9 protein-coding genes are annotated in these 13,434 nt (G+C 65.8%); 1 reads left to right on the top strand and 8 read right to left on the bottom strand.

Annotated elements, in window-relative coordinates; translation table 11 throughout:
• Positions 1-1,172 (bottom strand): efflux transporter outer membrane subunit (locus BMY06_RS25495; RefSeq protein ID WP_074986041.1); only part of this gene is annotated, 1,172 nt, incomplete at its 3' end.
• 64 nt (positions 1,173-1,236) lie between these two features.
• Positions 1,237-2,790, bottom strand: coding sequence for a DHA2 family efflux MFS transporter permease subunit (locus BMY06_RS25490; RefSeq protein ID WP_234774895.1), 1,554 nt, complete (start codon positions 2,788-2,790; stop codon positions 1,237-1,239).
• 373 nt (positions 2,791-3,163) lie between these two features.
• Here BMY06_RS25490 and BMY06_RS25485 point away from each other — a divergent pair, with 373 nt between their 5' ends.
• The gene (locus tag BMY06_RS25485) at positions 3,164-3,847 is read left to right on the top strand and encodes a TetR/AcrR family transcriptional regulator (RefSeq protein ID WP_080180292.1); all 684 of its coding nucleotides are present in this window, start codon (positions 3,164-3,166) and stop codon (positions 3,845-3,847) included.
• Between the two features lie 38 nt (positions 3,848-3,885).
• On the opposite strand, the gene BMY06_RS25480 is transcribed toward BMY06_RS25485, so the two are convergent.
• From BMY06_RS25480 to BMY06_RS25455, 6 genes are all read right to left on the bottom strand, one after another.
• Complete coding sequence (locus BMY06_RS25480; RefSeq protein ID WP_074986014.1) at positions 3,886-4,566, bottom strand: response regulator; 681 nt, start codon at positions 4,564-4,566, stop codon at positions 3,886-3,888.
• Positions 4,559-6,019 carry an ATP-binding protein gene (locus tag BMY06_RS25475; RefSeq protein WP_074986013.1) on the bottom strand — a complete coding sequence of 487 codons (1,461 nt, stop codon included), beginning with the start codon at positions 6,017-6,019 and terminating at the stop codon, positions 4,559-4,561. The genes BMY06_RS25480 and BMY06_RS25475 overlap by 8 nt, the downstream gene beginning before the upstream one ends.
• A 79-nt stretch (positions 6,020-6,098) precedes the next feature.
• Positions 6,099-7,616: an efflux transporter outer membrane subunit gene (locus tag BMY06_RS25470; protein ID WP_074986012.1), complete on the bottom strand. Its 1,518-nt coding sequence runs from the start codon at positions 7,614-7,616 to the stop codon at positions 6,099-6,101.
• Positions 7,613-10,891 carry an efflux RND transporter permease subunit gene (locus BMY06_RS25465; RefSeq protein ID WP_080180298.1) on the bottom strand — a complete coding sequence of 1,093 codons (3,279 nt, stop codon included), beginning with the start codon at positions 10,889-10,891 and terminating at the stop codon, positions 7,613-7,615. Before BMY06_RS25465 ends, BMY06_RS25470 begins: the two co-directional genes overlap by 4 nt.
• Before the next feature lie 17 nt (positions 10,892-10,908).
• Positions 10,909-12,129, bottom strand: coding sequence for an efflux RND transporter periplasmic adaptor subunit (locus BMY06_RS25460; protein ID WP_074986008.1), 1,221 nt, complete (start codon positions 12,127-12,129; stop codon positions 10,909-10,911).
• Between the two features lie 183 nt (positions 12,130-12,312).
• Positions 12,313-13,362, bottom strand: a complete 1,050-nt coding sequence (locus BMY06_RS25455) for a FecR family protein (protein ID WP_065065041.1) — start codon at positions 13,360-13,362, stop codon at positions 12,313-12,315.
• Between the last annotated feature and the right edge of the window lie 72 nt (positions 13,363-13,434).

Here is a 13,434-nt window from a genome sequence, read left to right as displayed (position 1 = left end):
AGCGTCTGGTCGTAGTTCGCGACGTCGAGTTCGAAGTCGGCGTAACGACCCTTCAGTTGCGCGCGCAGGGCGCCCGCGTCGAAGATCGGCAGATGCACGGCCGGGCCGATGTTCATCTGGCGGCTCGTGAAGTTGAGGAATTTGCCCCAGCCGAAGGCATCGAAGCCGAAGCCCGCCGCGAGATTCACGTCGGGATAGAACTCGGCCTTCGCTTCCTTGACGTCGTGCATCGCGCCTTCGACCTGCCAGCGCGCGGCGACGATGTCCGGGCGGCGCGCGACGAGATCGGCGGGCAGGTTGTCGGGCAGCGCGACGCTGGCCACCGGATTGAGCACCGGATTGGCGATCTGCAGACCGCGATCCGGACCCTTGCCGAGCAGCGCGCCGAGCTGATAGCGCACGGTCTCGATCTGGCCGTCGATCTGCGAGAGATTGGCCTGGCTCGTAGCGATGTTGCCGTTCGCGGTCTGACGCTCGACGTTGGTGTCGAGGCCCGCGACCACGCGGCCGTTCGTGATGTTGCCGATGGTCTTGCGGTTGTCGATTTCGCGCGCGGCGATATCGCGCAGCGCGTAGAGCTGGGCGAGCTGGTTATAGGTACGCGCGACCGACGCGGCGAGCGTGATGCGGGCCTGCTGCATCTCGGCTTCGGCGGCGCGCTGTGCGGAGACCGCCTGCGCGAGTCGCTGACGGTTCTTGCCCCACAGGTCCAGATCCCACGACGCGCTGGCGAGTACGTTGTTTTCGCTGTACCAGCTGCCGCCGTAGGGCGTTGGGTACAGCGCGTTGGCCGAGTAGAGCTCGCGGGTCCACGAGTAGCTCGCGTTGGCTTTCGGCTCGAGCGCCGATTTCGACGTTTCGATATACGACGACGCCTTCGCCAGTCGCGCCTGCGCCTGCGCGATGGTCGGATTGCCGTCGATGGCTTCGTCGATCAGCTTCTGGAGTTGCGGGTCGCCGAACTGGTTCGCCCAGTCGAACGCGGGCCACTGGCCGCCCTGCGCCGGAATGCTTTGCGACGACTCGAACTGCTGCGGCTGCGCGAGCGTCTTGTCGCTCTTGATGCCGATGTAGTTCGCGCAACCGCTCATGAACGCAACCGTTGCGCATGCAACGACTATCGACAGCGCGCGCGGCCGCAGCGGCGGACGCGTAATTGAAACGTGAGTCATGTTTTCCTGATGATCGAAAAAGGCAGCGCCGTTTTATGTAGTCGACACAGAGTCAATACGCGGTTCAATGCGCCGCCGAATCCGCGCCGCCCGCGCCAGCCCGGCCCGCGCGCGTAATCCAGATGAGCGGAATGATGGCGATGAAGATCACCGCCGAAATCCAGAACACGTCGTTGAGGCCGAGCATCGCCGCCTGCGACTCCACGAGCTGCCCGAACATCGCGTGCGCCGTCGCCGTATCGATGTGCATCGATTTCGTGACGAAGTCGACGAACTGCGAGAACGCCGGATTTTCCGGCGTCGCCTGCTCGGTGAGCCGCACGTGATGCACGACCGTGCGGTCGTACCACTCGTTCGCACCCAGCGACGTGCCGACCGCGCCGCAAAACACGCGCACGAAATTCGACAGACCCGCGGCGGCCGGAATGCGCTGCGGCGGCTGGCCCGCAAGAATGATCGCGGTGAGCGGCACGAAGAACATCGCCATCGGAATGCCTTGCAGCAACGTGGGCAGCACGAGGTGATACGTATCGATATCGACGATGTAATTCGAGCGCATCCAGAACACCGCCGCGAAGCCGATGAACGCAAGCGTGGCGATCACGCGCGCGTCCGAGCGCGGCAGCACCTTGGCGATCACCGGCGAGAGCAGCACCGTGAAGATACCGATCGGCGCGATCACGAGGCCCGCATCCACCGCGCGATAACCGAGGTATTCCTGCATCCATTGCGGCAGCAGCACGAGGTTGCCGAAGAACACGCCATACGCGATCGAAATGGCGATCGTGCCGCCCAGAAAATTGCGCTGGCCGAACAGGCGCAGATCGACGATCGGATGCTCCTCGGTCAGCTCCCAGATCACGAAGGCCACAAAACTGACTGCCGCCGCAATCGTCAGGCCGATGATCACGGGCGAATGGAACCAGTCGAGGTCCTTGCCCTTGTCGAGCATGACCTGCAAGGTGCCGACCCACGCGACGAGCAGCCCGAGGCCGACCAGATCGATCGGCGGCTTGCGCGTGGGCGTTTCGCGCGAGCGATAGATCATCCACGTGACCGTGGCCGCGAAAATGCCGACCGGGATGTTGATGTAGAAGATCCACGTCCAGCTGTAGCTGTCGGTGATCCAGCCGCCCAGCGACGGTCCCGCGATCGGCCCCACGGTGGCCGTCATGGCCCAGAGCGCGAGCGCGGTCGCGGACTTCTGCTTCGGCCATGAACTGAGCAGAATCGCTTGCGACATCGGAATCAGCGGTCCCGCCGTGAGACCCTGGAACACGCGCGCGGCCAGCAGCACCGGCAGATTGGGCGCCATGCCGCACAGCCAGGAGGCGATCGTGAACAGCACGATCGCGCCCACGAACAGGCGGATCTGGCCGAGGCGCTGCGTCAGCCAGCCGGTCAGCGGGATCGCGACCGCGTTGGCCGCCGCGAACACCGTGATGACCCACGTGCCTTCGTCCACGGACACGCCCAGGCTGCCCGACAAGGTGGGAATGGCGACGTTCGCGATCGACGAATCGAGCACGTTCATGAAGGTCGCGAGCGCGACGGCGAGCGTGCCGAGCGCGAGTTTGCCGCCGCTCAGCGGCGGCGGGGATGCGGCGGGCGCGTTCACTGCGCGCTCCGCGTGGAAGGGTTTCGCGATTCCATCATCCGTTTGCAATCCTGATCAAGTTGATGTGTCCGTGCGGCCGATGCGGCTCGCCGCCCTGGATCCGCTCGCCGAATCGCGAGCAAAAACGCGCGCAAAACGGCCCCGCGCTGCTTGCACGGGCGGACCGTCACGCAGCGAAAACCGTCAATAAGGGGAGGATCATCCAGGCGGGATAGTACCGAACGGTACTGGATGATAAGAGCACATGATTGCCACGTCAATAAAAATCGAACCGATCGGTACTCAACGCTGCGACAATGTCCGTGGCCGGGAAGCGCGTCCCGGCGCTGTGTTACGATCCCGCGACACCGTTATCGCTACCGATTCAACACAAATGGCGACGCACAAGGAAACCGGCGCACCGGCGCGCCTGCCCCCCCCTCCCCGCAAGCCCGACCCCGCGCCCGCCCCGAGCAAGGCGGACACGATCCTGAACGCCGCGCGCGACATCTTTCTGGCGCACGGCTTCAGCGCCGCCACGACGGACATGATCCAGCGCGAGGCGCACGTCTCGAAATCGACGGTCTACGCCGCGTGGCCGACGAAAGAAGCACTGTTCGCCGCCGTCATTCAGCGCGAATGCGGGCAATTCGCGAATTCGCTGCGCGAGATGGATTTCGAAACCGACGACATCACGCGTTCGCTCGCGCGGCTCGCGCGCGCGTATCTCGATCTGGTGGTGTCGCCGATGGGACTCGCGCTGTATCGTGTGATCGTTTCAGAAGCGCCGCGCTTTCCCGAGCTGGGGCGCGCGTTCTATGCGGCGGGGCCGGAAGTAGTGGCGAGCATCGTCGGGCAATTTCTCGAACGCGCGGCGGCGCGCGGACAGATCGACGTGCAGGCCGTGGGCTACACCACGGCCGCGATGCTGTTCATCAGCATCGTGCGCGGCGAGGCGCAACTGGAATGCCTCACGCATCCCAACGCGCGGCCCTCGGAAGCGCAGATCGACCGCTGGGTGGAAGCGGCCGTGCAGACTTTCGTGCAGGCGTTCGTCAAGCGGCCAGAAGGCGGCTGAACGCGCGCCTGAGCGAACCCGCAAGACTCGGCTATACCTTATAAAGCCAGCCGGAATCCCGCGCCGTACACGGACTGAATGACGTCGTCATCGGGCGCGACCGTTTCGAATTTGCGGCGGATTTTCTTCACGTGGCTATCGATCGTCCGATCCTCGACGATGCGGCCATCGGGATACAGCCGGTCCATCAACACATCGCGCGAAAAGACCCGGCCCGGTCGCGCCGCCAGCGTCCTCAGCAAGCGGAATTCGATCGGCGTGAGTTCGATCTCCACGCCGCGATACGTCGCCACGAACCGCTCTTCGTCGAGTTGCAGCGGCACGCTTTCGGGAAAACGCTCGAAGCGCGAGCGGCGCAGAATCGCCTTCACGCGCGCAACCAGTTCGAGCAGACTGAACGGCTTGCAGATGTAGTCGTCGGCGCCGAGTTCGAGGCCGATCAGGCGATCGACCTCCTCCACCTGCGCCGTCACCATGATGATCGGCACATCGCTGTACGTGCGCAGATCGCGGCAAATATCGCGGCCATCGCGGCCCGGCAGCATCAGGTCGAGCACGATCAGGCCCGGCATGCGCCGCGCCACTTCGTTCGCCACCTCGCGGCCGTCGTCCACGCAGCGCGTGGTGTAGCCCGCGGCTTGCAGGAAATCCGCCATCACGCTCGCCAGCTTGGGCTCGTCCTCGACGATCAGAATGTCGATGGGCGTTTCGTTACTCATGGTCACGTCGGTTCCTGAAGGTTTCCGTGCTGCGCGGCAGCGCGATCGCGATGCGCAAGCCGCCCAGCGGCGCGCGCGCGGCGGCGATCTCGCCATCGTGCGCCGCGACGATGCCGCGGCAGATCGGCAGGCCGAGACCCGCGCCGCCGGTTGCGCGGCTGCGCGACGCCTCCACGCGATAGAAGCGCTCGAACAGCGAAGGCAGCATCGCCTCGGGCACGCCCGCGCCGCTGTCGTCGAAATCGATATACACGGTGCGCGCGTCCTCGCGTGCCGTCACGCAGACGATCTCGCCCGCATCGACATAACGCAGCGCGTTTTCGAGAATATTGGTGAAGACCTGTTGCAGGCGGCGTTCGTCGCCGCGCACCCACAGCGGCGTGTCGGGCAGATCGACGCGCAGCGTGAGGCCCGCGTCGCCGAGCCGCCGCGCGCTGCGGCGCAACGCCGAACGCAGCGTCTCGCAGACGTCGAGCTGTTCGTGGTGATAGCGCAGCGCGCCGACGTCGGCGAGCGAGAGATCGTAGAGATCGTCGACGAGACGGCTCAGGCGCTTCACTTCGCCGCCGAGCGAACGCACGGCTTCCACGCTCACCGGACGCACGCCCACTTCGATCGCCTCGATCTCGCCGCTCATCACCGCGAGCGGCGTGCGCAGTTCGTGCGAGATGTCGGCGACCAGCGCGGAACGCATGCGCTCGGTGCTCTCGAGCGTCTGCGCGAGATGGTTGAAATCGTGTTCGAGCTGGCCGATATCGCCGCTCGACACCGTCGGCACGCGCGCGCTCAGATCGCCGCCCGCGAGCGTGTGCGTCGCGCTCGCGATGCGGCGCAGCGGCGAGGCGAGCGCGCGCGCCATCCACAGCGTGGTGAGAATCGCCAGCAGCGTGGCCGCGATCGTGATGATCCAGCTCGACTCGCGCTGCGTCTTCTGGAAGCGCAGATCGCCGGCTTCGGTCGCGCGTTCGAACGGCACCATCAGCAGCCAGCCGACCGTCTTGCCGTCGACGACGATCGGACGGCGCGGCGAGGTATCCGCGAACGCGGGATTGCCGAACACGTAGGCGCCTTTCGCGTCGAGCAGCGTGAAGCGCGTGTTGGTGCCGATCAGCGACGAGACCGGCAGACGCGGCAACGGCGCGTGACTCGTGACCGGATACGAGGCCGGCGCATAAGGCCGCATGATCTCGTGCCAGAGGCTGCGGTTCTGCAACAGGAAGTCCCAACTGCCGTGATCGCGATACGCCATGGCCAGCGGCCCGACGCTCGACTCCAGCCGCTTGATTTCCTGCTGCTCCAGATAGCCGAGAAAACCGCGCTCGAAGCTGAGCCGCGCGCCCAGCGCCATCGCGCCGATCACCAGCACGTTGACGACCAGCATCGCCGCAAACAGCTTGCCGGTCAGGCTCGCGCGGCGAATCTCGCGCAGCACGCGGGTCAGCGTTTGCGGCATGGTGTCGACTCCGGGCACATGGCCTTGCTACCTCAACCCTTGATCTGAAAACGTCCGGTCATGATACCTGCCTCGCCGCTCAGCGCGTGGCCGATGCGCCGGACGCAGCCGCAGCCGATTCCGCATCGACCCCGCCGCCCAGCGCCGCATACAAGGTAATCAGACTGGTCTGCGCCGACAACTGCGTCGCGACCAGCGACTGCTGCGCCGTGTACAGCAGACGCTGCTCGGTCAACGCGTCGATGAGACTGTCGCTGCCTTGCTGATACAACTGCATGGTCAGATCGTAGGCGTGCTGATCGGCCTTCACGGTGCGCGTCTGCGCGTCGAGCTGTTCGTCGATGGTCTTGCGCGTCGCCAGCGCGTTCGCCACTTCCTCGAACGCGGTCTGGATGGTCTTCTCGTAGGTCGCGACGTCGATCTTGAACGTCACCTTCGCGGCGTCGAGCGTCGCGCGGTTCTCGCCCGCGTCGAAGATCGGAATCACCGCCGACGGCTCGAACGACCACGCGCGGTTGCCGCCCGTGAACAACTGCGCGAGTGCGGGACTTTCGAAACCGAGCGCCGCCGTCAGGCTGATGGTCGGGAAAAAGTTCGCACGCGCCGCGCCGATATCGGCGTTGTCGGCCTTCAAGGTGTGCTCGGCCGCCAGCACGTCGGGGCGGCGTTGCAGCACCGCCGACGGAATGCCCGCCGGAATCGACGTGATGCTCGCGACCGGATCGACCTGCGCATCGGGCAGATCGGCGTCGGGCACGCGCGTGCCGACGACGAGTTCGAGCGCGTTGCGCGCCTGCTCGGCCGTGGTCTGCGCCTGCGCCGTCGAGTTGCGCGCCGACTGCAGACTCGCCTGCGCCTGCTCCACGTCGAGCGCGCTCGCCGCGCCCAGCGTGTGCTCGCGATCGACCAGATCGAAGGTGCGCTGCTGGCTCGCCTGCGTTTCCTGCGCGATCACCAGCAAGCGTTTGTCCGACGCCAGCGTGAGCCAGTCGCTCGCGACATCGGAGACGAGACTGATCTGCGTGCTGCGGCGCGTTTCGATCGACGACAGATAGGTTTCGAGCGCCGCGTTGCTCAGATTGCGCACGCGCCCGAACAGATCGATCTCGTACGACGTGAAGCCCAGATTGGCGCTATAGACGTGCGTGGTCTCGCCGCTCGCGCCGGTCGTCGTGGCCGACTCGCCGGACTCCGCGCGGCGCACCGACGTCGGCGTGCGCTCGGCTTCGTCGGAGCCGCCCAGATCGATTTCCGGAAACAGCGACGCGCGTTCGATGCGGTACTCCGCGCGCTCCTTTTCGATATCGAGAATCGCGATACGCAGATCGCGGTTGTTCGACAGCGCGAGCGCGATCGTGCGCTGCAAACGCGGATCGACGAAGAAACTGCGCCAGCCGATATCGGCGGCGAGCGCGGCCGACGTTGGCGCATTCGCGGCCGCGCCTGAAGACGCACCTGAAGACGCGCCCGAAGCCGCATCGGGCCACGACGCCGCCACCGGCGCGGCGGGCCGCTGATACGAAGGCGACAGGTCGATACACGCGCTCAGCGCCGTGACGGCCGCGCCGGCCAGCATCCAGTGGACTACGCGCTTCATGCCGCACCTCCGTTCTTCGACTCGTGCGTCGATGCATTCATCGCGCTATCCGGCAACGCATACGCGTCCTCGCCCGCTTCCTGCTCCGCGTGCTCCGACACGCTCTGCTCCGCCTGCGCGCCGGTCGAACCGGAATCGTCGGCGGGCGAACCCGCGCCGACGCGGCCGCCCGGATCGCTCGGCGACGCGCCTTTGCCGCTGAACTTGCGCACGAGGAAATACGACAGCGGCGTGAAGAAGATCGCCAACACCGTCCCGACGAGCGTGCCGCCGAATACGCCCGTGCCGATCGACTGACGCGCCGCCGCGCCTGCGCCGCTCGCGATCACCAGCGGCGCGACGCCCAGCAGAAACGCCAGCGACGTCATCACGATCGGACGAATCCGCAACGCGACGGCCTGCTCGATCGCCTTGAGCGTACTGGCGCCCTGCTTTTCGAGCATCGTCGCGAACTCGACGATCAGAATCGCGTTCTTGGACGACAGACCCACGGTCACCAGCAGACCCACCTGGAAATACACGTCGTTCGACAGCCCGCGCAGCGTCGTGCCGAGCGCCGCGCCGAACACGCCGAGCGGCACGATCAGCAGCACCGCCAGCGGCACCGACCAGCTTTCATAAAGCGCCGCGAGACAGAGAAACACGAACAGCACCGAGACCGCATAGAGATACGGCGCCTGGCCGCCCGAAAGCTGCTCCTGATACGACAGCCCGGTCCACGCGTAGGTGATACCCTTGGGCAGCTTCGCGACCAGTTGCTCCATGGTCTGCATCGCCTGGCCCGAACTCACGCCGGGCGCCGGATCGCCGACGATCTCGAACGACGACTCCGCGTTATAGCGGTCCAGTTCCGGCGGCCCGTAAGTCCAGTGCGACGTCGCGAACGCGGAGAACGGCACCATCGTCCCCGACGTGTTGCGCACATACCATTGCTCCAGCGATTCGGGCGTCATGCGGAACGGCGCGTCGCCCTGCACATAGACTTTCTTGATGCGCTGGTTGTCGAGGAACTCGTCCACGTATTCGCCGCCGAGCGCGTCTTCGACCGTCGAGTTGATGTCGGCGGGCGCGAGACCCATCGCGCTCGCCTTGCGGTCATCGATATCGAGCGAGAGTTGCGGCGTATCGGCGAGACCGTTGAAACGCACCTGACGCACGACGCCGCTCTGGTTCGCCATCTTGATCAGCTGATCGCGCGCGGCCGCCAGCGCCGCGTGGCCGAGCCCGCCTTCGTCGACAAGCTCCATGTCGAAGCCCGAGCTGATGCCGAGACCGCGCACCGTCGGCGGTTGCAGCACGAACACCTTGGCGTCGCGAATCTGCTGCGAGAGATCGCGCGACGCCTTCGCGACGAAGCCCTGCGCCGTGTCGTTGACGGCCGTGCGCTGGTCCCAGTCCTTGAGCTTCACCCACATCATGCCGACGTTCTGGCCGTTACTGCCGACTGCATAACCGGCGACGTTGAACACCTCGGAAACCGCCGGCTGCTTGAGCAGATAGTCCTCGACCTTGGCCATCGTCGCCTCGGTGCGCTCGCGCGTCGCGCCCACCGGCGCGGTCACCGTCACCATCAGCACGCCCTGATCTTCGGTCGGCAGAAACGATGTGGGCAGGCGCACGAACAGCAGCCCCGCGCCCAGCACGAGCAGCACATAGACGATGATCGCGGGCTTGCGATGATGCAGCATCCGGTCGACGACGCGGCGATATTTGCTCGTCGACGCGTCGAAGCCACGATTGAAACCGCTGAAGAAACGGCCCTTCGGCTTCTCGTGGCCGTCCTTGAGAAGCGTCGCGCACAGCGCGGGCGTGAAGGTCAGCGCCACCACCACCGAGAGCGCCATCGCCGAAACCACCGACACCGAGAACTGGCGGTAGATGATGCCGGTCGAGCCGCCGAAAAACGCCATCGGCAACAGCACGGCGGAGAGCACCATCGCGATCGCCACCAGCGCGCTGCTGATTTCCGTCATCGACTTTTTGGTCGCGTCGCGCGGCGATAAATGCTCTTCGGTCATCAGCCGCTCGACGTTCTCCACGACCACGATCGCATCGTCCACCAGCAGGCCGATCGCGAGCACCACGCCGAACATGGTCAGCATGTTGATCGAATAGCCGAACACGTCGAGGATGCCGAACGTGCCGAGCAGCACGACCGGCACCGCAATCGCCGGAATCAGCGTGGTGCGCAGGTTTTGCAGGAACAGGAACATGATCGCGACGACCAGCACGATCGCTTCCACGAGCGTCTTGACCACTTCCGTGATGGAGGTCTTGATGAACGGCACCATCTCGTACGGATATTCGACCTTCAACCCGGCCGGGAAGCTCGCCGCACGCTTGTTCAGGAAGTCGTGCACTTCCTTGTCGACCTGCACTTCGTTCGCACCCGGCGCGAGTTGCAGGCCGAGACCCGAAGCGGGCTTGTTGTTGAAGTTGGTTTCGACCGTATACGCCTGCGGGCCGAGGTCGACGCGCGCGACGTCGCCGAGCAGCACCTGCGAGCCGTTCGTCTCGGTCTTGAGCACGATGTCGCGGAACTGCTGCGCGGTGGTCAGGCGGCTGCGCGCCGTGATGGTCGCGTCGAGTTCCTGGCCCTTCACGGCGGGCGTGTTGCCGACTTCGCCGGCCGCCACGTCGTTGTTCTGGGCGTCGATGGCCGTGACCACGTCCGACGGCATCAGCGCGTATTTTTGCAGCTTGTTCGGATCGAGCCAGATCCGCATCGCGTACTCGTAGCCGAACTGCTGCGCCTGGCCCACGCCGGGCAGACGCTCGATCTGTTCTTCGAGATTGCTGTACAGATAATCGGCGATGGCCGCCTTGCTCATCTTGCCGTCCTCGGACACGAGGTTGAAGACGAGGAAGGTGTCCGGCGACGCCTTGCGCACGGTCACGCCGCTTTCCTGCACTTCTTCGGGCAGCAATGCGTTGGCCGATTGCAGCTGATCCTGCACCTGCACCTGGGCGGTGTCGGGATTCGTGCCCGCCGAGAAGGTCAGCTTGATCGAGATATTGCCCTCGGAGTTCGCCGAGGACGACATGTACATCAGATTGTCGAGACCGACCATCTGCTGCTCGATCACCTGCACGACCGCGTCCTGATTGGTCTGCGCGGACGCGCCGTTATAAGTCGCCGTGATCTGGATGGTCGGCGGCGCGATGTCGGGATACTGGTCGAGCGGCAACTGGGTGATCGCGAACGCGCCGGTCAGCGAGACCAGAATCGCGAGCACCCACGCGAAGACCGGACGGTCGATAAAGAAATGAGCGATACGCATGCACTCGCCCCTCAGTTCGCCGAAGGCGACGACGACGGCGACGACGCGGCGGCCGCTTCGGTGGCCTCGGTCGCGTCGGTAGCTTCAGTGGCTTCGGTCGCCTTCACCGTGTCGCCGACGCTCACGAACTGCGAGCCCGCCACGACGATGCGATCGCCCGTCGCGAGTCCGCCCGTCACGACCCACTCGTTGTTGTTCGCGGTGCCCGCGAGCATCAGCGTGCGCGACTCGATCTTGTTCTGCGCATCGACGACCAGCGCCGTCGCGTTGCCGCGCTGATCGTGCACGACCGCCTGCTGCGGCACCAGAATCGCGCTCTGGTTCACGCCCTGATCGACGACCGCATGCAGATATTCGCCCGGCAGCAACAGCTTCTCGGGATTCGGCACGATCACGCGCAAGGTGATGGTGCCCGTGGTCTGATCGACGCCCACGCCCGCGAATTGCAGCGTGCCTTCGTGCGCGTAAGTCGTGCCGTCTTCGAGCGTGATCTTGACCTTGGCATTGCCGTTCGCGTCGGTTTTATATTCGCCGCTCGCGAACTTCTTGCGCAGCGCGAGCACGTCCGTGCTCGACTCGGTCACGTCGAGATACATCGGGTCGTAGGCGTAGATGGTCGCGAGCGCCGTGGTCTGATCGGCCGTCACGAGCGCGCCGGGCGTGTAGGCGGAAGCACTGATTGTGCCCGTGACCGGCGCGGTCACGCGCGTATAGCCCAGATTGATGCGCGCGCTTTCGAGCGCGGCCTTGTCGGCGTCAATGGTCGCCTCGTCCTGCTTGAGCGTCGCCTCAGCTTCTTCGAGCGTTTCCTTGCTGATCGCGTCGATGGCCGCGAGCGAGCGGTCGCGCTCGGCAATCGGTTTCGCGGAAAGCAGCGCCGCCTGGGCTTTTTCGAGTTCGGCCTTGTCGGCGTCGTACGTCGCCTGATACGGCGCGGGATCGATCTGATAAAGCACCTGGCCTTCGCGCACCACGCTGCCTTCGGTGAACAGCCGCTTCTGGATCACGCCCGTGACTTGCGGCGTGACCGGCGAGGTCAGGAACGAGGTTGCGCGCCCCGGCATCGAGGACGATTGCGCGTACGGCACGGTCTTGACCGTTTCCACGGTCACCGTTTGCACCTTTTTCTGCACGCTTTTCTGGTCGTGCGAACACGCCGCCAGCGCACAGGAGAGAAACAGGGCGCCCGTCAGAACGCCCGTGCGCCGATGCGCGAAAAGCCCGATTTGCATAGTGTTGGCCTCAATGCCGAGAGCGCGGTCCACGCCCGATCGAGGGATTATGCAAATCAAATTCGCAAGAAATTAGGAACACCGGGCGGGGCCGGAACGCGTGCGCGGACAATGAGGCGCGCACCCGGGTGGGACCGGGCGCGCGTAGAAAAGCGTGGAAGAACGTCGATAGATCCGGCCGCGTCAGGCCGCGCGCACGACTTCGACGAGATTGCCGCGCTGGCGCAGACGCACCGGCAGCACGCGCGGCAAGGCATGCGCGAAGCGATCGAGCTGATGCACGTCGAAGCTGCCCGTCAGCCGCATCTGCGCCACCACGGGATCGTCGACCACCACATTGGTCGCGCCGTAACGCGCGAATTCCTGCAGCGCGCGCAGCAAGGTCGTGTTGTTGAACGCCACGCGGCCCTGACGCCAGACCGCGACCGCCGTGGGCGCAATCGGCTCGATCTGGCCGGGCAGACCGTTCGCGCCGGTCGTCACGGCCTCTCCCGCGGCGAGTTCGACGCTGTGCGGCGCGGCGTCCGGTTGCGGCGCGGCAGCGACGCGCACGCGCCCTTCCTCCACCTCCACGCGCACCGTGCCGTGTTCGAGGCCGGTTTCCGTGCATCGCACCGAAAAGCGCGTGCCGACCACCGTCACCGTGACCGACTGCGCGAGCACGTTGAACGGGCAAGCCGGATCGGATTGCACCGCGAACATCGCCTGCCCGCGCACCAGCCGCACTTCGCGGCGATGCCGGAACAGCCGCGCCTCGACGTGCGTGTCGGTATCGAGTTCGATCTTGCTGCCGTCGGGCAGCGACACGGTCTGCAGTTCGCCGCGCCGGGTGGTGAAGACCGCGCTGAAGGTCGGCGTGCTCTGCCAGTATTGCCAGCCGACCACGCCCGCGCCCACTGCCGCGAAAGCGGTCCCCGCGAGCGCGAAGCGCGGCATGAACGCGCGACGGCCCGGCGACGCCGGTGCGCCGCGCGCACGGCTCGCCGCGATTTCAGCGCGATAGCGCGCGAGATCCTGCTGGGGGATGTGGTCGAGCGCCTGCCAGATCTCGGCGACCTGCCCGTAAGCGCGACGATGCGCCGGGTCGCGCGCGAGCCAGGCCTGCCAGTCGGCTTCGTCGCGCGCGCTCAGGCCGCGCTGACGCCGCACGAGCCAGTTCGCGGCCTGCGCGTCGAGTTCGGCATCGGCGTCGAGACCGGCGTCGGTCGTCTCGGGGAGTTGGGGTCGTTCCATCGTCATATCGTCAGCGCGTACCTCTATGAAGACGCGCGACGAAGCCAAAACCTGACATCGAAGAACCTTGCA

This window comes from Paraburkholderia tropica, assembly GCF_900109265.1.
GTDB classification, from domain to species: Bacteria; Pseudomonadota; Gammaproteobacteria; order Burkholderiales; family Burkholderiaceae; genus Paraburkholderia; species Paraburkholderia tropica.
Note: the sequence above shows the minus strand (reverse complement) of the source record. Positions and strands in the feature narration are given on the sequence as shown.

Excerpts from the sequence above, each read along its gene's own strand:
- BMY06_RS25485 (WP_080180292.1), top strand. The coding sequence starts at position 3,164 with ATGGCGACGCACAAGGAAACCGGCGCACCGGCGCGCCTGCCCCCCCCT.
- BMY06_RS25480 (WP_074986014.1), bottom strand. The coding sequence starts at position 4,566 with ATGAGTAACGAAACGCCCATCGACATTCTGATCGTCGAGGACGAGCCC.
- BMY06_RS25475 (WP_074986013.1), bottom strand. The coding sequence starts at position 6,019 with ATGCCGCAAACGCTGACCCGCGTGCTGCGCGAGATTCGCCGCGCGAGC.
- BMY06_RS25470 (WP_074986012.1), bottom strand. The coding sequence starts at position 7,616 with ATGAAGCGCGTAGTCCACTGGATGCTGGCCGGCGCGGCCGTCACGGCG.
- BMY06_RS25460 (WP_074986008.1), bottom strand. The coding sequence starts at position 12,129 with ATGCAAATCGGGCTTTTCGCGCATCGGCGCACGGGCGTTCTGACGGGC.
- BMY06_RS25455 (WP_065065041.1), bottom strand. The coding sequence starts at position 13,362 with ATGGAACGACCCCAACTCCCCGAGACGACCGACGCCGGTCTCGACGCC.